Source organism: Mycobacterium sp. ZZG (assembly GCF_054786995.1).
In genome coordinates, this window is record NZ_JBTBFV010000028.1 from 20,320 (window position 1) to 39,376 (window position 19,057).

Annotated in this window: 21 protein-coding genes; 9 read left to right on the forward strand and 12 right to left on the reverse strand. The window is 68.2% G+C overall.

The features are described 5' to 3' along the window. Nucleotides 1-5: 5 nt before the first annotated feature. A complete protein-coding gene (locus tag ACXMYJ_RS16530) occupies nt 6-1,367 on the reverse strand; it encodes a wax ester/triacylglycerol synthase domain-containing protein (protein ID WP_260754930.1) in 1,362 nt (453 codons plus the stop codon). 143 nt (nt 1,368-1,510) lie between these two features. On the opposite strand from ACXMYJ_RS16530, the gene ACXMYJ_RS16535 reads away from it, so the two are divergent. Together ACXMYJ_RS16535 and ACXMYJ_RS16540 are read left to right on the forward strand one after the other, a co-directional pair. After that, nucleotides 1,511-1,822 (forward strand): GNAT family N-acetyltransferase, encoded by a 312-nt coding sequence (locus ACXMYJ_RS16535; RefSeq protein WP_460357726.1) that lies wholly within the window; start codon nt 1,511-1,513, stop codon nt 1,820-1,822. A 145-nt stretch (nt 1,823-1,967) separates the two neighbouring features. Continuing rightward, on the forward strand, nt 1,968-3,272 hold the full coding sequence (locus tag ACXMYJ_RS16540) for a ClC family H(+)/Cl(-) exchange transporter (protein WP_460357729.1): 1,305 nt from the start codon (nt 1,968-1,970) through the stop codon (nt 3,270-3,272). On the opposite strand, the gene ACXMYJ_RS16545 is transcribed toward ACXMYJ_RS16540, so the two are convergent. Beyond that, a complete protein-coding gene (locus ACXMYJ_RS16545) occupies nt 3,251-3,400 on the reverse strand; it encodes a hypothetical protein (protein ID WP_260754927.1) in 150 nt (49 codons plus the stop codon). The genes ACXMYJ_RS16540 and ACXMYJ_RS16545 overlap by 22 nt on opposite strands. Before the next feature lie 72 nt (nt 3,401-3,472). Further along, the gene (locus ACXMYJ_RS16550) at nt 3,473-3,877 is read right to left on the reverse strand and encodes a hypothetical protein (RefSeq protein ID WP_460357732.1); all 405 of its coding nucleotides are present in this window, start codon (nt 3,875-3,877) and stop codon (nt 3,473-3,475) included. Between the two features lie 114 nt (nt 3,878-3,991). On the opposite strand from ACXMYJ_RS16550, the gene ACXMYJ_RS16555 reads away from it, so the two are divergent. Next, entirely contained in the window at nt 3,992-5,338 is a 1,347-nt protein-coding gene (locus ACXMYJ_RS16555) for an acetamidase/formamidase family protein (protein ID WP_260754925.1), read from the forward strand. 327 nt (nt 5,339-5,665) lie between these two features. Next, nucleotides 5,666-6,430, forward strand: a complete 765-nt coding sequence (locus ACXMYJ_RS16560; protein ID WP_443188488.1) for a TMEM165/GDT1 family protein — start codon at nt 5,666-5,668, stop codon at nt 6,428-6,430. On the opposite strand, the gene ACXMYJ_RS16565 is transcribed toward ACXMYJ_RS16560, so the two are convergent. From ACXMYJ_RS16565 to ACXMYJ_RS16580, 4 genes are all read right to left on the reverse strand, one after another. Further along, entirely contained in the window at nt 6,413-6,661 is a 249-nt protein-coding gene (locus tag ACXMYJ_RS16565; RefSeq protein WP_231750823.1) for a hypothetical protein, read from the reverse strand. The two genes, ACXMYJ_RS16560 and ACXMYJ_RS16565, sit on opposite strands and share 18 nt — an antisense overlap. 85 nt (nt 6,662-6,746) lie before the next feature. Then, the gene (locus ACXMYJ_RS16570; RefSeq protein ID WP_260758251.1) at nt 6,747-8,078 is read right to left on the reverse strand and encodes an MFS transporter; all 1,332 of its coding nucleotides are present in this window, start codon (nt 8,076-8,078) and stop codon (nt 6,747-6,749) included. 91 nt (nt 8,079-8,169) lie between these two features. After that, complete coding sequence (locus tag ACXMYJ_RS16575) at nt 8,170-8,457, reverse strand: hypothetical protein (protein WP_260754923.1); 288 nt, start codon at nt 8,455-8,457, stop codon at nt 8,170-8,172. 139 nt (nt 8,458-8,596) lie between these two features. Beyond that, nucleotides 8,597-8,875: a hypothetical protein gene (locus tag ACXMYJ_RS16580; protein WP_396884632.1), complete on the reverse strand. Its 279-nt coding sequence runs from the start codon at nt 8,873-8,875 to the stop codon at nt 8,597-8,599. A gap of 264 nt (nt 8,876-9,139) precedes the next feature. On the opposite strand from ACXMYJ_RS16580, the gene ACXMYJ_RS16585 reads away from it, so the two are divergent. The 4 genes from ACXMYJ_RS16585 (at nt 9,140) to ACXMYJ_RS16600 (ending at nt 11,792) form a co-directional block, all read left to right on the forward strand. Continuing rightward, nucleotides 9,140-9,511 carry an STAS domain-containing protein gene (locus ACXMYJ_RS16585; RefSeq protein WP_260754922.1) on the forward strand — a complete coding sequence of 124 codons (372 nt, stop codon included), beginning with the start codon at nt 9,140-9,142 and terminating at the stop codon, nt 9,509-9,511. Nucleotides 9,512-9,578: 67 nt separating this feature from the next. Then, the gene (gene mbp1, locus ACXMYJ_RS16590; protein ID WP_260754921.1) at nt 9,579-9,818 is read left to right on the forward strand and encodes a microaggregate-binding protein 1; all 240 of its coding nucleotides are present in this window, start codon (nt 9,579-9,581) and stop codon (nt 9,816-9,818) included. Nucleotides 9,819-9,844: 26 nt separating this feature from the next. Continuing rightward, nucleotides 9,845-10,252 carry an STAS domain-containing protein gene (locus ACXMYJ_RS16595; protein ID WP_260754920.1) on the forward strand — a complete coding sequence of 136 codons (408 nt, stop codon included), beginning with the start codon at nt 9,845-9,847 and terminating at the stop codon, nt 10,250-10,252. 469 nt (nt 10,253-10,721) lie between these two features. Beyond that, on the forward strand, nt 10,722-11,792 hold the full coding sequence (locus ACXMYJ_RS16600; protein WP_260754919.1) for a beta-propeller fold lactonase family protein: 1,071 nt from the start codon (nt 10,722-10,724) through the stop codon (nt 11,790-11,792). A gap of 15 nt (nt 11,793-11,807) precedes the next feature. Here the strand turns inward: ACXMYJ_RS16600 and ACXMYJ_RS16605 are convergent, their stop codons facing one another. Both ACXMYJ_RS16605 and ACXMYJ_RS16610 read right to left on the reverse strand, forming a co-directional pair. Then, the gene (locus ACXMYJ_RS16605) at nt 11,808-12,497 is read right to left on the reverse strand and encodes a response regulator (protein WP_260754918.1); all 690 of its coding nucleotides are present in this window, start codon (nt 12,495-12,497) and stop codon (nt 11,808-11,810) included. Beyond that, on the reverse strand, nt 12,494-14,071 hold the full coding sequence (locus ACXMYJ_RS16610) for a sensor histidine kinase (RefSeq protein ID WP_260754917.1): 1,578 nt from the start codon (nt 14,069-14,071) through the stop codon (nt 12,494-12,496). Before ACXMYJ_RS16610 ends, ACXMYJ_RS16605 begins: the two co-directional genes overlap by 4 nt. Before the next feature lie 105 nt (nt 14,072-14,176). Here ACXMYJ_RS16610 and ACXMYJ_RS16615 point away from each other — a divergent pair, with 105 nt between their 5' ends. Next, nucleotides 14,177-15,562: a cation:dicarboxylate symporter family transporter gene (locus ACXMYJ_RS16615; RefSeq protein WP_260754916.1), complete on the forward strand. Its 1,386-nt coding sequence runs from the start codon at nt 14,177-14,179 to the stop codon at nt 15,560-15,562. A 132-nt stretch (nt 15,563-15,694) separates the two neighbouring features. Here ACXMYJ_RS16615 and ACXMYJ_RS16620 read toward each other — a convergent pair whose 3' ends face one another. The 3 genes from ACXMYJ_RS16620 to ACXMYJ_RS16630 all read right to left on the reverse strand — a co-directional run bounded on the left by ACXMYJ_RS16620 (nt 15,695) and on the right by ACXMYJ_RS16630 (nt 19,057). Beyond that, entirely contained in the window at nt 15,695-16,000 is a 306-nt protein-coding gene (locus ACXMYJ_RS16620; protein WP_460357742.1) for a hypothetical protein, read from the reverse strand. 173 nt (nt 16,001-16,173) lie between these two features. Beyond that, the gene (locus ACXMYJ_RS16625) at nt 16,174-17,361 is read right to left on the reverse strand and encodes a lipid-transfer protein (protein WP_460357745.1); all 1,188 of its coding nucleotides are present in this window, start codon (nt 17,359-17,361) and stop codon (nt 16,174-16,176) included. Nucleotides 17,362-17,410: 49 nt separating this feature from the next. Further along, complete coding sequence (locus ACXMYJ_RS16630; RefSeq protein WP_460357748.1) at nt 17,411-19,057, reverse strand: serine/threonine-protein kinase; 1,647 nt, start codon at nt 19,055-19,057, stop codon at nt 17,411-17,413.

The following is a 19,057-nucleotide window of genomic DNA, read 5'->3' on the forward strand; positions in this document are numbered from 1 at the left end:
CGATATCAGTCGGCGGCCAGCGCCAGCACCTCGTCGAAACCCGCTCGCAGGCACTCGGTGAACAGCGCGATGTCGGGGATCGCCCCGCTGTCGACATCGATGCCGATCGCGCAGGTGTCGACGTAGGTCAGCAGGGTGACGTTGACCGCCGAGCCGATCGTGGGCCCGAACGCGTACTGCACCCGCACGTTCGCCCCACCGAGTTGGACGGGCACCGGTATCCCGGGCACGTCGCTGGCCAGGAAGTCGACGTGCCGCAGGATGGTGCCGATGTACCACCGCGGCACCCGGTTCAGGAAACCGGCGATCAGTTGCGTGTGTGGCAGCGACTTCTCGTGACGGACCCGCTCGGTGCGCTCGTGGATCTGCCGGATCCGTTCCGCCGGGTCGGCCACATCAGCCGGAATGTCGAACCGCATCAACGTGATCCGGTTCCCGCCAGGGGCGTCACGCTCGGTGCGGAGGCTGATCGGCATCGTCAGGTGCAGCGACCCCACACCGACGTCGTGCTTCTCGTGGTAGCGCCGTAACCCGCCGGCCACCCCGGCGACGAACGCGTCGTTGAGCGCGCCTCCGCCCCGGTGCGCGGCGTCGCGCAGCGCGGCTTTCGGCACCTCGAGCACGTCGAGCCTGCGGATCAGGCTGCGCCGTGTCATCAGCGGTGATCCGGTGGCGTTGACCGGCCGTACGGTCCGGTACACCGACGTCGCCAGCCCCGCTGCCGAGGCCACCGTCCGCAGCGGGCTGCGCACACCGTCGACGATCAGCCTCGGCGCCGCGGCCAGCACACCGATCACCGCGCTTCCGACGACCCCGAGGCCGTACCGTGCGGCATCCCGGTAGTCGTCGAGCGGGGATCGGCGCGGAGGAGGCGGCGACTCGGCGTCCGCCGACGAGGGTTCGGGGGAGAGGCCGAACAGGGCCATCGCGATCTGCACCCCGCCCACGCCGTCGGACAGTGCGTGATGGAAAACGCACAGCACGGCGGCCTCGCCGTCGGGCAGTCCTTCGATCAGGGTGATCTTCCACAGCGGACGGGCCCGGTCGAAGTCCTCCATCTGCGCCAGGCGGGCGAGTTCCAGCACGTCCGCGAACGATCCGTCGGCCGGCGCGGCCACTCTGCGCATATGGAAATCCAGATCGAAGTCGGCGCAGTCCTGCCATCGCGGCGGCGCCGGGGGCGGCGACTCGACGACGGTCTGCCGCAGCATCGGCAGGTCGTGGCTGAGCCGTTCGACGCGGTCGCGGACCTCCGCCCAGTCCGGCACCCGGTCCAGCATCAGCACGGTCACCACCGTCGACCTCAGTCGCGGATCGCTCTCCATCGACCAGGTGAATGCGTCGCTGCTTCGCATGAATTCGCTCATGATGTGCTCCCGTTGATCACGGTAGAACGCAATGCGGCCCCGCCACAGCGGTGTAGCGCGGATCGGGGTCTTTGTGCTCTACGGGAGGCGACCGAGGTCCCCTGCCGCACAGCGGAGATCGGCACCGGACCTATCGTGGGGTGATGAGTGTCGAAACGCCGCCCGACCGTACCGGGGCCCCGACCACCGTCAACCGCGAACCAGGACGCTTCGTGATCGAGGTGGAGGGTCGCACAGTGGGGCTCGCCGACTACCACGACCGTGACGGCCGACGGGTCTTCCCGCACACCGAGGTGCTGCCGCAGTTCCAAGGCCGGGGTCTGGCAACGATTCTCGTCGCGGAGGCGCTGCGGGTCACCAAGTCCGAGGGGCTGCGCATCGTGCCGACCTGCTGGATGGTGGCCGAATACATCGACCGGCACCCGGAGTACGCCGCCCTGACCGATCGCGGGTGACCAGCTACCCGAACATGGTTTGGGGCCAGTCGGTGCGGTCGATCGAGAACCTTGTCGCCTCCTCGGTCGGGGAAATGCGTGCTCCACCCGATTCTGCGCGCGAGGATGGAGGACCGGGCCAGCTCGGAGAAAGGGGTCTCGACCGGTGCATCCAGACGCGTCGCCCACCCGCATCGCCATTCTGGGCGCCGTAGCGGTCATCGGCGGTCTGATCGTCGGGCTCGTCGGCGGGGCGTTCCGCTGGTGCCTGCAGACCGCCGAAGCCGTCCGGTCGGATCTTCTCGAGTGGGCGCAGCAGCTTCCCGGACCGGGCTGGCTCGTACCGGTGGCCGCGGTGGCCGCCTGCGCCGCCCTGGCCGCGCTGATCGTGCGCTGGGAACCGATGGCGATCGGCAGCGGGATCCCGCACGTCGAGGCGGTTTTCCTCGGTCGGGCGCCCGCGCCGCGCCTGCAGGTCGTCCTCGCGCGCTTCGTCGGCGGTGTGCTGGCCATCGGTTCGGGACTCGTCCTCGGCCGCGAGGGCCCCACCGTACACATGGGGGCGGCGATCGGCGCCGAGGCGGCGCGGCGGACCCGGCTGCCCGACGACGAGGCCCGCACGATGCAGGTGGCGTTGAGCGGCGCCGGCCTGGCGGTCGCGTTCACCGCGCCGATCGCCGGTGTGCTGTTCGCCCTCGAAGAGGTGACCAAATCGTGGCGGCCGCAGATCGTGCTTGCCTCGGTCCTCGCGGCGGCCGCGGCGGTCGGGGCGTCCCAGACGGTATTGGGGGACGGCCCCGACTTCCAGGTCGAACCGCTCGCTGCGCCCGACATCGCTTGGCTTCCGGTCTTTCTCGTGTTCGGCGTCGGGACGGGACTGCTCGCAGCGGTGTACAACCGGGCGGTGCTGTGGGCGCTGGACCATCTGGGTGCCGTCCGCCGGATGCCGGCCCCGGCGACGGCCGCGGCTATCGGCGCCGCGGTCGGGCTGCTGCTGTGGTCGGCGCCGTTGACCGTGGGCGACGGCGACACGCTGACCCAGATGCTGCTCGACGGGCATGACCTCGTCCTGCTCGCGGTCGCCGGGCTGCTTCTGGCCCGGTTCCTGACCGGCCCGGTGTGCTACTCGGCAGCGGTGCCCGGCGGGCTGTTCGCGCCGCTGCTCGCGGTGGGCGCGCTGTGGGGAACGCTGTTTTTCGGTTGCTTCGACGCGGTATGGCCCGAGGACACAACGCATCTCGCGGTCCCGCTGGTGCTCTCCGGAATGGCGGCGTTCTTCGGTGCGACCGTACGTGCGCCGCTGACCGGGCTGGTGATCGTGATGGAGATGACGGCGACGACGTCGGCGGCGGTGCCCATGATGGTCGCGACCGCCGCGGGGGTGACCGTCGCGAAGATGGTGGGGTCCCGTCCGATCTATGACGACCTGCGTGAGCGGATGAAACCGGGTCAGTTCTCGTCCGGAATCTGACGGTAGGTCTGGCCGCGCGCGGGCGCGTCCGGATCGTCATCCTGGTGGTTCAGCTTGTCCTGGAGGTCACGCTGCTCTTCGGTGACCTCGGTGGCGTCCTTCGGGTTGGCGGCGCTGTCGGGTTCCATGACGCACGGGTTGTCCCGATCGGCCCGGGCGCAAACCCGGTGCGTCCGCGGCGCTGGGATGCGGGCAGCCAGCTAGCCGCGCGCGGTGCCGGTCGCGTCGGCAGCGTAGAAGACCCATGCTGTGAGCCAGACCGTGGCCGCGGTGACCGCCAGCGCGCCCGGCACGTGCAGGGCCAGCGTCGTTGCCTCGCCGATCGCGGCCTGCACGAACGTGAACACGAACAACGCCCCGGCCAGGACGGCGGCCCACCATCCCGTCTTGCGGTCGAGGGCCAGACCCGTCAGGCCCACCAGCAGCCCACCCGAGGTGACGTGCAGCGCGATGGCCCCGGCGCCGTGCAAGTCCTCGAGCCGGTGATACTGGACGATTTCACCGGCGGTCACGAACATCATGACGACCACGCCGAGGGTGAGCACGGCGAAAACACGCGCCGCGCGCAGCCACGGTGACGACGGACGGCGGTCGGCTGGCGGCATGTCTGTCCTCCGGGACGTCGGGCCATGGGCACTCCAGTAAAGCGCGCGAAGCTGGCAAAAAGGATGTATCACGGCCGTTGCGGGCCGGAAATACCCCGCGGGAACGTTCCTGACATGACTGAGATCGCACGCTACGCCGCCGAAATTCTGTGGGACGGGCTCGGAAGGCGGGACTTTCTGCGCGCCGTCGCCGCCGTCGGAGCCGGGGCGGGTGTCGCCGGGGTGGCGGCCTGTTCGACGGGCTCGTCGGCCACCTCGTCGACCGATGAGAGCTTCACCGTTCTGCAGCCTGGGCAGGGGGAGCCGACCGGCGACCACTATCTGCCATCGGTCCCGGACCAGGTGCTGTGGGGGTACGTACCGACCGTGCACGCCTCGCCGGTGCTGCAGATGACCTCGGGGCAGACGGTCACCATCGACGCGGTCAGCCACGAGGGCATCCTCGAAGACCAGGGCCGCGATCCCGTGGAGTACTTCGGTGCCCGGGGTGTCGCCGATTCGGAGGTGCTGCAGGACGCGATCGCGATCGCCGCCGACTACAGCCGCACCCCGCGCAACTTCGACAAGGACGGGCCGCACGTGGTCACCGGTCCGGTGTTCGTCGAGGGCGCAGAGCCCGGCGACGTGCTGAAAATCGAGATATTGGAAGCTGTTCCGCGCGTTCCCTACGGCGTGGTGTCGAGCCGTCACGGCAAGGGAGCACTCGCACGCACCGCCGACCAGGGTGCGCCGGCCGGTATCACCCTCGCCGAGGTGATGCCGCCGGTGGACACCGACGGCAGGCCGAGCCCGGATCCGCAGCGCTACGGCAACGTCTCCACGTTCACCGCTGTCGAAGACGGACACGGGGTCATGAGCTACGGCGCGTCCCGGGTGCGTTTCCCGTTGCGTCCCTTCATGGGAATGATGGGAGTGGCGTACTCGCAGGACACCGACCCGACCGCGGCGTCGGCCAATTCCATTCCGCCGACGGTCGGCGGCGGCAACATCGATATCCGTCTGCTCGGGGAAGGCGCCACGTTCTACCTGCCGGTGTTCGCCGAAGGGGCGTTGTTCTACGTCGGGGACCCGCACATGGCGATGGGGGACGGGGAGGTCGCGTTGACGGCGATGGAGGGTTCGCTGCGCGGCACCTACCGGCTGTCGGTGTGCAAGCCCGGCTCCGGTGACGCCCCGTCGGTGGCCTACCGGTACCCGTTCGGCGAGACCGCTGACGCGTGGGTTCCCATCGGTCTGTCGGATCCGGACGGTTCGGTGGGCGGCCAGGGCAGTGACCTCGACGTCGCGATGCGGCGGGCGGTGGTCAACGCCCTCGACTTCCTGCAGACCGACCAGGGCATGGACCGTGCCACGGCTTACGCGTACCTCTCTGCCGCAGCTGACTTTTCGGTATCACAGGTGGTCGATCGGACCGTCGGAGTGCACGGACAGGTCTACAAGTCTCACTTCACGCAGGCCTGAGCCGGCTGGTGAATCGGGAACCCTCTCCATTGAAGTGAGGGTGCCCAAACTTTCGCGCTGGGTAACCCAAACTTATTGTGCGAGAGCATGTTTCGACTGCCACGGGTTGCGAGGTATGTGGTGGGCTGTGTACGGTGGCAGAAGCGAAGGGGAGTAGCCCCCAAATCGGCAATCGACATACTGGCTGCGCGACGTGCTGCGCGGCCCGGTTGTCCGGACCGGTCTGTACGGCCGGTGGGCGAGACCTTCGGCCGTACAGACCGTTCGGTCTGCCGGCCGGAGGCGTTTTTTCTCCGAGCGGCAGACCTCGAACTCCGAGGAGTTGTGGTGCTCGCCGCTGCGCTGTTGAGCTTCGCCGTCATCTTCGTCGCCGAGTTGGGGGACAAGACCCAACTGGTGGCGATGATGTTCGCCTTGCGGTACCGGTGGTGGGTGGTGTTGTCCGCCATCACCGTCGCCACCGCCGTCGTGCACGTGCTCTCGGTCGCGATCGGCCACTACCTGGGCGCCGCGCTGCCGACGCACCTGCTGGGACTCATCGCCGGCGCGATGTTCGTGTTCTTCGGCTTGTGGACGCTGCGCGGCGACAGCCTGTCCGACGACGAGACCTCACGCGCGGACAAGGCCACCGCACCTGCGTTCTTCGTGGTCACCTCGGCCTTCGTACTCGCCGAACTCGGTGACAAGACGATGCTGGCGACCGTGACGCTGGCGGCCGACCGTGACTGGCTCGGCGTGTGGATCGGGTCGACCCTGGGCATGGTCGCCGCCGACGGCCTGGCCATCGCGGTCGGCGCGGTGGCCGGCAAGCACCTTCCTGAGCGGTTCATCCAGGTCACCGCGGCGGCGCTGTTCCTGGTGTTCGGCTTCTCCATGCTGCTGGAGAATCTGTGGCCGTCGCTGTCGACGGTCGCCATCGCGGCCCTCGCCGTGGCGCTCGTGGCGGCCTTCGGTGCGACCCTGTGGGCATTGCCCGAGCGGCTCCGGCCTGCGGTGTTAAGGACGTCGCCGGCGCGGTTGCCCTCCCCGGCCGAGGCCGGGGAGGAGTCCGAGGTCGGCGCGGGTTCGGCAACCTCAGATCGGCACGACTGACCGGATCGCGATCTGGTCGGTCTCGCAGTGTCGGCAGGTCAGCGGGCGCACCTTGAGCCGGATGTTGGCGATCCGCAGCGCGCGACGGCACATCGGGTAGGGGCATCCGCACGACAGCGTGACCCACCATTGCGCCGGGTGGGCGAGCGGGCCGCAGAACTTGCGGCAGGTGCACAGGATCTCGGGGTCGAAATCCAGTTCCGCCAGCGACGGCTCGAGCAGTGTGGTCACGGCCCCCAAGGCTAAAGTGATGGTCGAGACTTTTGCGGGAGGCGCGCGCGAAGAACTGCGCTGAGCCGTCTCCGTTGGCGGCGTCTCAACGCGTGCCGCTGACATGGGCGCCCGCATCGGCCGGCAACCGCAGCGTCTCGACGAGGGTGAGCGCAAGTAGCGCGCCAAGCGCGACGAAAGCCCACGAGAACGACGCCAGCACCGTCAGGAGCAGCGCGGCCACCGCGATGCCGAGGCCGGCCGCCACTTCCTGCACCGTGGCGTTGAGCGTGTTCGCGTGAGTGAGCTCGTCGCCGTCGACATCGGCGAACGCCAGGCTGTTGTATGCGGTGAACCCGATCGACCGCAGCGCGCCGCTGACATACAGGGCGACCGCGATCACCACGACGGGGGTGTCCGGTCGCAACGCCGCCAGCACCGCGAACCACGCCACCGAGACCAGACCGTTGACCAGCAGCACACGCTTGATGCCGAACCGGCGCATCAACGGCGTGGTGATCGGCTTGATCGTCAGGTTGCCGACGAACAGCGCGGCCACCATCAATCCCGCGGTGAACGCCGACCAGCCGAACTCCAGCTGGAACAGCAGCGGCAGCAGGAACGGCACCGCGGTGATCACCAGGCGATACAGCGAGCCGCCCGATACCGTGATGCGCAACGTCCGCACCCGCAGCACGGACAGCCGCATCAGCGGCGCCGGCGAGCGGCGCAGGTGCCAGAGCGCGGCGGCCAGCAGAACGACCGCGACCGTGCCGCCGACTCCGACCAGCACCCAGTCGGTGCCGCTGACCCGGACATGCTCCAGGGCCAGCAGCGCCGCCGCGATGCCCGTGCCGAGAAACAGCAGCCCCCGCCAGTCGAACGGCCGTACCTCTGCTGTCGGGCCGCCGCGGATCAGCTTGAGCGCCAACAAGAATCCGACGATCCCGATCGGGATGTTGATCAGGAAGATCCAACGCCAGGACCCGTAGGTCGCGATCGCCCCGCCGAGTGCGGGTGCGACCACCGGCGCGGTCAGCGCCGGCCAGGTCAGCAGTGCGATCGCGCGCACCAGATCGGTCTTTTCGCTGTAACGCAACACCGCCAGCCGGCCGACAGGGACCATCATCGCGCCGCCGACCCCCTGCAGGACCCGCATCGCCACGAGCATCGGCAGCGAGACGCTCAGCGCGCATCCCGCCGAGGCCAGCGTGAAAATGACGATCGCGCAGAGGAACACGGCCCGGATGCCGAATCGGTCGGCCGCCCACCCGGTGGCCGGGATCAGGACCGCGACGGTCAGCAGGTAGGCCGAAACGGCGATGTTGACATCGACGGGGGCCACGTCGAAGCTCGCCGCGATGGCCGGGATGGCGGTCGCGATGATCGTCGCGTCCAGGATCTCCATGAACATGGCACCGGCCACGAGCAGCGCCATGCCGCGGGGGAACGACGATCGGGACGGGGGCGCCGAAGACACGGGATCCAAACCTAGACGGGCACCGTGTGTAGCGCCCGCCGGGCTCGGATCAGCCGGCGCAGTCCAGCGTCACATTCACCTTCTGCTTGGGCGTAACCGTGAACACGTTGACGTCGTCGTCGTCGACCGGGAACTGCTGGTTGGCGATCGGCAGGCTGCGCACGCTGATCACCGTGCACTGGTCGAGCGGGGCGCTGCCGACGCGGCTGACCCGCACGTCATAGCCCTGGGACCGCAGCTGGTTGATCGTCGAGGTCGCGGTGTCGGCCTGGGCCGGCGCGGCCAGGGTCAACGCGGCACCGAGCGGCAGCAGGGCCGCGGCAAGTAACTTCGTCATCGTGCAACTCCTTGTGTGAGGGCGTCACCGGCGTGGCCAGGACATCGAGTGACACCATCGTCGCGACGCGTGCCGTGCAACGCTTGGAGTCCGGATGGAGATTCCATGGAGATCCCGGGCAGTTTCGGCGTACCGCTGCCTAGAGCACCTTGGACAGGAAGTCCCGCAGCCGTGGATGCTCGCGGGTCAGATCCCTGTCGATGCCCACGAGTTGGCCACCGGCGTCCTGGAATTCGACGGGCGCGAAGGTGGTGTCGGTGGCGATGACGTAGTTGGGGTCCTGCGCCGCCGCCGTCCCCGGGGTCAGCAGGCCCACCCCGAGAAGGGTTGCCAGCGCGGTCAGTACGAGTGTGGCGAGCCGACATCGGCCGGAGGTGGCTCGATCGCCTTCGGTGTGACGTGACGGTGTGGCGCGCATGCTGGCTCCCCGCGTAGGTCCCTGTGCAGGGTCACGCTAACGGCGGCCAGTGCGTCCCGCGGGGGATCGGGAAGTTCAGCCGGTGATGGCGCGGGCGCCGACGGACGGTAGGCGCTGATCGCCGCAATTGTTCGTTCTGCGGATGACTTCGCTAACCTGTGTGAGGTTGTCATACGTAAGACACCGCTCCGGGTTCAGACTGCAGCCTCCCGAGATCATCTGCGACCGCTCTTCGGCCGCATTTATGAGACGAGGCTTGAGGACGTGCAGCAATTCAGCGAACAGCAGGTCGACGATATCGCGGTGGTCGCCGCGGTCGGCGCTGTCGACATGCTCACCGCGCCGCAACTGCAGGCGGTGATCGCCGCGGCGCTGGCGCGCAGGCCGTCGGGCCTGATCGTCGACCTGACCGACGTGGACTTTCTGGGGTCGGCGGGCATGCAGGTCCTGATGGTCACGCGCAAGCAGGTCGACGGTTCGGTCGAGTTCGCCGTCGTCGCCGACGGACCGGCCACCAGTCGCCCGCTCCAGATCACCGGGGTGGCCGACTACGTCGATCTCTTCTCGACGCTCGACGTCGCCGTGGCGCACGTCAAAGCTAGGTCGCCTGTCTGTCGTGCTGACCGGCAGGTTTGACATTTTGGCGCCTGGGGAACAGACGCTTCGCCCAGCGGTAGCCCCGCCGAAAAAAAAGGAGTGTCTGGTGAGCGATCACAATTCTGGTCCGGAAGAAGCCGTCAAGGGCGTCGTCGAAGGCGTCAAGGGCAAGGCCAAAGAGGTCGTCGGCGTCGTCACGGGCCGGGATGACCTGCAACGCGAGGGCCAGGCCCAGCAGGACAAGGCCGACGCACAGCGCGAGGCCGCACAGAAGGAAGCCGAGGCCGAGAGTGCCCGCGCGGCCGCCAAGGCCAACGAGGAGCGGCAAAAAGCCGAACAGTCGTAACCGTCACGCAGGTAGATTGTCCTGCGATGACCGCTACCTCCATCCGCAGCAGGTCAGCCGACAGTCGGAGCTTCGCAATCGCGTCGACGTCGCTGACCTTCACCTGGCGTGAGGAGGGCGTGGGGGCCGACAGAAAGGCCACGGTAGCGGTGTGCGGCGAAGTGGACGCGGCCAACGCCAAACACTTCGCCCACACCGTGCGCGAAGTCAGCGCCGGCAGCGCTGCCGTGGTGCTCGATCTCACCGACGTGAATTTCATGGCCTTCGACGGCGCCTCGGCGCTGTACGCCATCAGCGCCCATCTGGCTCGCGAAGAAGTGACCTGGTGCGTCGTCGCCGGGCCGGCAGTGGCACGCGTGCTCGAACTCTGTGATCCCGAGGGTCTGATCCCGGCAACAACGATCCCGTCGGTGCGCGCCGCCAAACCTGCCTGACGCTTTTCCAGCGAACACGACGGCGCAGCCTTCGCAGACGCGTGCTGCCGCCCAGGTGCGGAGTTCTCCACAGCCGTTATCCACATTGTGGTTTTGCTGCGATGTGCCGCTGTGATCTCGCGCTCACTTTCCGGGGCAAAGCTAAGAAATCGTTACGAACATGTTTTGTGCCGATTTTCCCGGTGGGCTTGCTGCCTCCGTTCAGGCACTGTTCAGCTGCGGTTTCGGCTTTGCTGTTTCGAAGTAACGAATTCATAACGCAACGTTTCTTAAGCGAGCCCTGAGAGCTTCGGCGCTCCCTGTGACGAAGCGCGAATTCGTCGGGGTCGATACCGAATTTCCGTCGCTACACTCGACTCAGGCGGCGCCCGTTCGGGCGCCTTGACACGGAATCTAGAGCTTGGCAGACGTCGTGCCGGCGGAGGTACCACAACACATGGCAAACTTTTCGGTGCTGATGAGGCGCTTGATGTCCAAGGGTAAAACCGAGTCGAATGTGACAGATGCGCCGTCGGCGGCGGCAGGGACACGCGGGACCGACGGGACAGCGAAAGGCGATGTGGTGCTGGAGCACCGCCTCACGCCGAACCTGGGCCCCATCGGCGACATCGCCGCGGCTCAGGGCATTGTCGTCGTGGCCAATGCCGCCGACGCCAGCGTGTCGCTGATCGACAACACCACCCTCAACGTGGTCGCCACCGTCGCGGTCGACGGTGAGCCGACCGCGGTGGCCGTGTCCGACGACCGGGCCTTCGTCGGCGTCACCTCCGGCAGCTTCGACGCGGTCAAGGTGATCGACCTGGACAGCCGCGCCGTCGTCGCTACCTACCCGGTGGCCTTCGGGGTCACCGCGCTGACGGCCGGTTCCGGCGGTAAGCGGGTGTATGCCGGTCGCGGTGCGCAGGACCGCATCGACGTCGCGGTCATCGACGTCACCGCTGAGCGGGTCGGCACCATCGGCATCGGATCCGGTCCGGCCGCCAACGTGGACGCGCTCTGCGCCGACCCGAACGGCAAGCGGCTGTACGTCGCCGTCACCGACGCGGTCGGCAGCCGCGTGATCGTCGTCGACACCGAAACCTCGCAGGTGCATCGGGTGGTGCCTGTCGGCGCACCGATCCGCGACATCGCCTACGCCGGGGGAGCGGTCTACGTGCTCACCTCGGACCGAGTGGTCGGCGGCGCCGTCCACATCCTCGATCTGGGCGCGATGCGGATCACCGATCGGGTGACCGTGGGTGGTGCCCCCACGCAGTTGTCGATGAGCGCCGACCAGACCCGCGCATACATCGTGGATTACGACCGTGTCGCGGTGCTGTGCACGCTCAGCCTCGACGTCGTCGACGCGCTGACGGTCGACGCCAGGCCGTCGTGCGTCGCTCAGGGCGCCGACAGTTCGCGCCTCTACGTCGCCGACTACTCCGGCGCGGTGAGCGTGTACTCGGTCGAGTCCTCGATCGAGACGCTGTACTCGCAGTTCCTGGCGACCGATCAGATCGCGGTGGGCGCCCCGCGCCGGCTGCAGGCAGCCCCCGCCTGACGGCGTCACTCGAGTTCACCGCCACTGATAGCGGGTTTTCGGTCGCCCGGCCTTTCCATAGTCGGTGTGGCGGCTGACCGTTCCCTCGTCGGTGAGCCGCTCGAGGTAACGCCAGGCCGTCACCCGCGACACCCCCACCTGCCTGGCCACCTCATCGGCGGTCACACCGTGGGTGGAATCGCGTACGGCACGGGCGATCTCGTCGTTCGTGCCCGCTGCCGCCCCTTTCGGTGCCACCGACCGGTCCGGGTTGACCCGTAGCTCGGCCAGCGCCCGGTCGACCTCGGCCTGGCTGGCGGCATCGGTACCGGCAGGCAGCGCTTCGCGGTAGCGCCGGTACCTCTCGAGTCGTTCGCGGAACGCGGCGAAGGTGAACGGCTTCAACAGGTACGCCAGCGCGCCGTGACCGACCGCGGCGCGCACCATCTCCAGATCGCGCTCTGAGGTAATCGTGATGATGTCCGGCGCCGGCCGCAGGCCGGCCAGCGCCGACGCGAGCGCGATCCCGTTGGCGTCCGGCAGCCCGATGTCGAGCAGCACCAGGTCGATCGGGGCGTCCGACGCTGCCGCCTCGGAGGCCGCCCGCATCGCATCGCGCGCCGTGTGCGCCACTGCCGCCACCGAAAACCCCTGCAGCCGCAGCAGATAAGTCCGGTGCGCCTCGGCGATCAACGGTTCGTCCTCGACGATCAACACCGTGATCACGGGCGATTCACCGTCACCGTCACCACCGAACCGTAGGTCACATCCGCGGTGAGCTGCCCGCCGTGGCGTTTGACCACCTGGGCCACCAACGCCAGCCCCAGCCCGTGCCTGCCGTCGTCGTCACCGGACTTCGTCGAGTAACCCCTCTGCATCGCCTTCTCGAAGGTGCCGGCGTCCATGCCCTCCCCGCTGTCGGCCACCCGGATCAGCAGCCGTTCGTCGTTCTGCTGCACGGTGACCTCCACCCAAGGGTCGTCCGGATCGCAGGCATCCATCGCGTTGTCGATGAGGTTGCCCGCCACGGTCACCATCTCCTGGCCTGTCAAGAGCAGATCTTCGGTGTCCGAAGGCAATTCGGAATCCTCGGTCACGGTCAACTCGATACCGCGTTCGTCGGCCTGGGCTGTCTTGCCCAGCAACAGCGCCACCAGGGCCGGCTCGCCGACCGCATCCGAGAGCCTGTCGACGAGTTGCTGGGACAGCTCGAGTTCGGCGGTGGCGAACCGGACGGCTTCCTCGGTGCGTTCCATCTCCACCATGGTGACGACGGTGTGCAGTTTGTTGGCCGCCTCGTGGGCCTGAGACCGCAGCGAGTCGGTCAGCACCTTCAGCGAGTTGAGTTCGCCCAGCGCGCCCTGCAACTCGGTGCGGTCACGGATGGTGACCACTTCCGACGAACCGGCATCGGACCGCACCCGCGACCGATTGACCACCAGCACGCGGTCGTCGGTCACGTGAACCTCATCGCGGGCGCCGGGGTTGTAGGTGCGCAGGAACTCGGGCAGGTCGTCGGCGGCGACCTCCCCGGCCGGCAACGACAGCAGTCGGCGCGCCTCGTCGTTGACCACCGCCACGCCGGAGCGGTCGAGCACGATCAGTCCCTCGGACACCGAGTGCAGGATCGCGTCGTGGTGGTCGTACATGACGCGCAGTTCGTCGGGGCGCAGTCCGTGCGTCTGGCGCAGCAGCCGCCGGCGGATGCCCCACACGCCCAGCAGTGAAACCGCAAGCGCGGCAAGGCTGACGGCCGCGATGACGGGCAGCTGCGACTGCCAGCGCTCGGCGAGGCTCTGCTGCAGGATGCCTGCGGCGACCAGGCCGATGACGCGGCCGTCGCCGTCGTAGACCGGGGCCACCGCACGGATGGACGAACCCAGCGTGCCGGTGTACACCTCGGTGAACGTCTCGCCCTGCAGTGCGGGTTCGATGGTGCCCAGATAGGCGCCGCCGATCTGGGACGGATCGGTGTGGGTGAAGCGGGTGCGATCGGGCGCCATGATCGTGATGAACGCGATGTCGGTCTGTCTGCGCACCAGCTCGGTGACCGGTTGCAGCATCTCGGTGGCCCGCCCGGACTCGATGGCCTCGGCCGTCGACGGTGAGTCGGCCAGTGCGGTCGCGATCCCGACCACCTGCTCCTGCGCCGCGGCGTCGCCGTCGCGGCGGGCGTCCAGCGCGGCCAGTGCGCTGCCGGCCAGCACGATCACCGCGATGACCAGGATCTGCAACGCGATGGCCTGGCCCGCCAACGACCGCGGCCACGGGGGTCGGGATGGCGGCCGGATCCGTCCCATCGCCTGCCTCCCGTGAACGTAATGAACTAAAACGTGACCTGGCTCACGTCCTCGCAGAGCATCCTTGCAGACCTTTTGCACACAGCGACCCCGGAGGACAGTGCGATGACGACCACGATGGACCGGCCGACCCCACCCGACACCCCCCGACCCAGACGAGACCGCACGCACTGGCTCTACATCGCCGTGATCGTCGCGGTCCTCGCCGGTGTCGGGGTCGGCATCCTGGCCCCCGACGTCGGCAAGAGCGTCGGCGTCCTGGGCACCATGTTCGTGGCGCTGATCAAGATGATGATCGCGCCGGTCATCTTCTGCACGATCGTGCTGGGAATCGGGTCGGTCCGCAAGGCGGCCACCGTCGGCAAGGTCGGCGGCCTGGCGTTCGTCTACTTCCTGGCGATGTCGACGTTCGCACTGGCGATCGGCCTGGTGGTCGGCAACCTGCTGCACCCCGGCAGCGGATTGCATGTCACCGACACCACCGTGGGCAAGGGCGCCGAGCTGGCCGACAAGGCCCATGAGGCCGGTGGGCTGATGGACTTCGTTCAGGGCATCATCCCGACGTCGATGTTCTCGTCGCTGACCGAGGGCAGCGTGCTGCAGGCGTTGTTCGTCGCGCTGCTGGTGGGCTTCGCGCTGCAGGGCCTGGGGTCGGCCGGTGAGCCGATCCTGCGCGGCATCGAGCACCTGCAGAAGCTCGTATTCAAGGTGCTGGTGATGATCCTGTGGCTGGCGCCGATCGGCGCGTTCGGCGCCATCGCGAACGTGGTCGGTCAGACCGGCTGGGCGGCCGTCGGGCAGTTGATGGCGTTGATGCTCGGCTTCTATCTGACCTGCGCGATCTTCGTGTTCGGTGTGCTCGGGGCACTGCTGCGGGTGGTGTCCGGGGTGTCGATCTTCAAGCTGGTCCGCTACCTGGCCCGCGAGTACCTGCTGATCGTGTCGACGTCGTCGTCGGAGTCCGCGCTGCCGCGCCTGATCGCCAAGATGGAACACCTCGGTGTGGACCGCTCGACCGTGGGTGTGGTTGTGCCGACCGGCTATTCGTTCAACTTGGATGGCACCGCGATCTACCTGACGATGGCGTCGCTGTTCATCGCCGGGGCGCTGGGCGACCCGCTGTCTCTGCCGGAGCAGATCGGGCTGCTGGTCTTCATGATCGTCGCGTCCAAGGGGGCGGCCGGGGTGACCGGCGCCGGGCTGGCCACGCTGGCCGGTGGCCTGCAGGCGCACCGGCCGGACCTGCTCGACGGTGTCGGGCTCATCGTCGGCATCGACCGGTTCATGTCCGAGGCGCGGGCGCTGACCAACTTCTCCGGCAACGCGGTCGCCACCCTGCTGGTCGGTTCGTGGACGCACACGATCGACAAGGGCAAGGTGAATTCGGTATTGGCAGGCGAGGATCCGTTCGACGAGCTGACGATGCTGGATTCCGATCACGGCTCCCGTGTCGCGGAGCCGCCGCAGGAGAGAGTCCCTGCGACGGTGTAGGTCACGGGTAGGAAAGCCCGGTCGGTCCTGTTGCCGGCCGGGCTTTTCCGTGCACCCGGACCCGCGAGCAGACACAAACTCACACGAAATCACCGGAAATCGTGCGAGTTTGCGTCTGCTCGCCGACTGGCCTCAGCCCGTACAGTCCAGGGACACCGAGATCGACCGGTGCACCACGACGTCGACCACATCGAGGCCGTCATCGTCGTCGCGGTCGCCGATGACGAGCACCGGTTGGGTGACCTGCTGAGGATTACGCACCCCGATCACCACGCAGTCGCCGATCGGCGCACTGCCGATCCGGTCGATGTTGACCTGGTAGCCCGCCGACTCCCACTGCTCGATCACGTCGAACGCGTTCTGTTGCTGCGCGGCCGCCGGCGCCACCGGCGCACCCAGCACCGCGGGCATTGCCGCCGCGATCCACCACCAGCGCATGGCCGGACCTCCATCGGAGGCGCCCTGCATGGCCTCCCGACGGTGACACGAAGCGCGCACCCGAATGGTTCACCCCTGACCGCGACCAGACGCATACTCGCATGGACGCTGCCCGCAAGATGCGAGTTTGTGTCTTCTCGCCGTGGGGGCCCCGCTCGCGGAAGGGGCCGGCCCTACCGCTCGGCCCGCTGGTAGGCCGTGACGACCGCTGCGCCGCCCAGCCCGATGTTGTGCTGCAGCGCGGCGGTGACGCCGTCGACCTGACGCTTGTCGGCGGTGCCGCGCAACTGCCAGGTCAGCTCGCTGCACTGGGCCAGGCCCGTCGCCCCGAGCGGGTGGCCCTTGGAGATCAACCCGCCCGACGGGTTGACCACCCAGCGGCCCCCGTAGGTGGTGTCCTCGTCGTCGATCAGCTTCGGCGCCTCACCGGGCCCGCACAGGCCCAGCGCCTCGTACAGCAGCAGTTCGTTGGCCGAGAAGCAGTCGTGCAACTCGATCACCTGGAAGTCCTCCGGCCCCAGCCCGGACTGCTGATAAACCTGTTGTGCGGCTTTGACATTCATGTCGTATCCGATGATGTTGGCCGCGCTGCCGTCGAACGTGGACGCGAAATCGGTGGTCATCGCCTGACCGACGATCTCGACGGCCTGCCCGGCCAGATCGTGCTCGGCGATATAGTCCTCGCCGGCGAGCACCACTGCCGCGGACCCGTCCGAGGTCGGTGAGCACTGCAGCTTGGTCAGCGGATCGGAGATCATCTTCGCGGCCAGGATGTCGTCGAGGGTGTACTCATCCTGGAACTGCGCGTACGGGTTGTTCACCGAATGCTTGTGGTTCTTGTAACCGATCTTGGCGAAATGCTCTGCGGTGGTGCCGTACTTCTTCATGTGCTCACGCCCCGCCGCACCGAACATCCACGGTGCGACGGGGAACTGCATGGCGTCGATCTCGTTGAGCGCCAGGATGTGTCGCTTCATCGGGGATTCCCGGTCCTCGGCACCGCCGCCCAGCGAGCCCGGCTGCATCTTCTCGAAACCGAGCGCCAGCACGCAGTCGGCCAGCCCGCCGCGGATTGCGGCGGCCGCCAGGTAGAGCGCGGTCGATCCGGTGGAGCAGTTGTTGTTGACGTTGACGATCGGGATGCCGGTCATGCCCAGCTCGTAGAGCGCCCGCTGGCCCGACGTGGAATCACCGGAGCAGTAGCCCACATAGCCCTGCTGGACTTCGCTGTACTCGATGCCGGCGTCCTGTAGCGCCTTGGTTCCGGACTCCCGCGCCATGTCGGGATAGTCCCAACCCTCGCGTCGCCCGGGTTTCTCGAACTTCGTCATTCCCACGCCGACGACAAAAACCCGGCTCATATCGATCCCTTCGCTGCGGTTGTAATCTCCTGCAGCACGTTAGCCCGGGTTATCCGAACTCCAGCCACCAGTCGTGCAGATCCTCCAGATCCGGTCCCTGCGCATCGGCCAGCAGCAGATCCTCGTCCTTGGTCCACACGATGTCGGCGTTGTCGTTGTAAGTGCCGCAGGCGATCTGGCCCACCACCTGATCCGGGGTGTCGGTGTAGTGCCACGTGGTGGGGGACTCGACGCCGCTGCCCGGGCACTGCAGCAGTTCGGAGTTCACGTTGACCGCCTCCTGGAACGCGGCGTCGAGGGTGTTCTTGTCGCCGAACAGCGAGTAGCGGGTGAACGCCGGACCGCCGGGAGTGATCGCCTGCGTGCAGTCCACCGTCGCCACCGTGCCCGCGGCGGGCGGAGTCACCGGTTGACAGTTGGAGCTGTCGTGGCCGCCGGAGAGCAGGCCCATCAACTGCTGGTCGTAGGAGGCCGACGCCGGGGGCGGGGTGGTGCTCGTCCTGGTCCGCCGGGTCGGTTCCCGCGACGACGTCGTCGGTGCGGCCGACGAACTGGTCTGCGACGCCACCGAGTTCGTCGAATCGTCGGGCCGCACCGCCAGCCAGATGCCGAGCGCGGCCAGCGTCAGCAGGATCACCACTCCCGCGGCCACAAACGCGACCATCGGCCCCTTCGAACCGCCACCGGGCGACGACGGCGGCGACTGCTGTGCCCAACCGGGTGGCGGACCGGCAGGCGGCGGCGCAGTCGCGAAGCCGGACACCCCGGACGGTGGCTGCGGGGGCGGTGGCGGGGGAGGCGTCGGCGCCCCGGGGTACGGCAGCGGCGCCATCATCGTCGCCGCCTGGTCCTCCGGCACACCGGCCGCCGCGTCGGCCGCGGCCCTGGCCATCTCGCCGGCCGAGGCGTAACGGTCCTCGGGCCGCTTGGCCATGCCGCGGGCGATGACGTGGTCCAGGCCGGCCGGAACCCCGGGCCGCAGCGCACTCGGCCGCGGCACCGGTTCGTTGAGGTGCGCGGCGATCACCACGCTGACGCTGTCCCCCTGGAACGGCTGTGCCCCCGTCAGGCATTCGTGCAGCACGCAGGTCAGCGCGTACACGTCGGCGCGGTGGTCGACGGCGCCGTTGGTGAACCGCTCGGGAGCCATGTAGGCGTACGTGCCCACCGCGGTACCCAGCTGGGTGAGCGCTTCGTCGGTGGCGGCGTTGGCGATACCGAAATCGACCAGGTAGGCGAAATCGTCGCGGTTGAGCAGGATGTTCTCCGGCTTGACGTCGCGGTGCAGGATGCCGTTCTGGTGCGCCGCATCGAGCGCCGACGCGATCTGGCGCACGATCGCCGTGGCCCGCGCGGGCGCCATCGGCCCCTGCTCTTTGAGGATCTTGCGCAGATCGGTGCCATCGATCAGCCTCATGTCAACGAACAGCAGTCCGTCGATCTCGCCGTAATCGTGGATCGGCACCACGTGCGGTTCCTGCAACCGGCCCGCGGCGTGCGCCTCGCGCTGCAGCCGGGCCCGGAACACCGGATCGTGAGAGACCGCCTCCGGTAACAGCTTCAGCGCAACGACGCGGTCTCTGACCGTGTCCTCGGCCTCGTAGACCTCGCCCATGCCGCCCCTGCCCAGCAGCCGCCGCAACCGGTAGGGGCCAACCTGGGAGCCGACGCGGGAACCCTGCTGCGGATCGGTCAT

Coding starts and splice junctions, on each gene's coding strand:
- ACXMYJ_RS16530 (WP_260754930.1), bottom strand. CDS start 1,367: ATGAGCGAATTCATGCGAAGCAGCGACGCATTCACCTGGTCGATGGAG.
- ACXMYJ_RS16535 (WP_460357726.1), top strand. CDS start 1,511: ATGAGTGTCGAAACGCCGCCCGACCGTACCGGGGCCCCGACCACCGTC.
- ACXMYJ_RS16545 (WP_260754927.1), bottom strand. CDS start 3,400: ATGGAACCCGACAGCGCCGCCAACCCGAAGGACGCCACCGAGGTCACC.
- ACXMYJ_RS16550 (WP_460357732.1), bottom strand. CDS start 3,877: ATGCCGCCAGCCGACCGCCGTCCGTCGTCACCGTGGCTGCGCGCGGCG.
- ACXMYJ_RS16555 (WP_260754925.1), top strand. CDS start 3,992: ATGACTGAGATCGCACGCTACGCCGCCGAAATTCTGTGGGACGGGCTC.
- ACXMYJ_RS16570 (WP_260758251.1), bottom strand. CDS start 8,078: ATGGCGCTGCTCGTGGCCGGTGCCATGTTCATGGAGATCCTGGACGCG.
- ACXMYJ_RS16575 (WP_260754923.1), bottom strand. CDS start 8,457: ATGACGAAGTTACTTGCCGCGGCCCTGCTGCCGCTCGGTGCCGCGTTG.
- ACXMYJ_RS16580 (WP_396884632.1), bottom strand. CDS start 8,875: ATGCGCGCCACACCGTCACGTCACACCGAAGGCGATCGAGCCACCTCC.
- ACXMYJ_RS16595 (WP_260754920.1), top strand. CDS start 9,845: ATGACCGCTACCTCCATCCGCAGCAGGTCAGCCGACAGTCGGAGCTTC.
- ACXMYJ_RS16600 (WP_260754919.1), top strand. CDS start 10,722: ATGTCCAAGGGTAAAACCGAGTCGAATGTGACAGATGCGCCGTCGGCG.
- ACXMYJ_RS16610 (WP_260754917.1), bottom strand. CDS start 14,071: ATGGGACGGATCCGGCCGCCATCCCGACCCCCGTGGCCGCGGTCGTTG.
- ACXMYJ_RS16615 (WP_260754916.1), top strand. CDS start 14,177: ATGACGACCACGATGGACCGGCCGACCCCACCCGACACCCCCCGACCC.
- ACXMYJ_RS16620 (WP_460357742.1), bottom strand. CDS start 16,000: ATGCGCTGGTGGTGGATCGCGGCGGCAATGCCCGCGGTGCTGGGTGCG.
- ACXMYJ_RS16625 (WP_460357745.1), bottom strand. CDS start 17,361: ATGAGCCGGGTTTTTGTCGTCGGCGTGGGAATGACGAAGTTCGAGAAA.
- ACXMYJ_RS16630 (WP_460357748.1), bottom strand. CDS start 19,057: ATGACCGATCCGCAGCAGGGTTCCCGCGTCGGCTCCCAGGTTGGCCCC.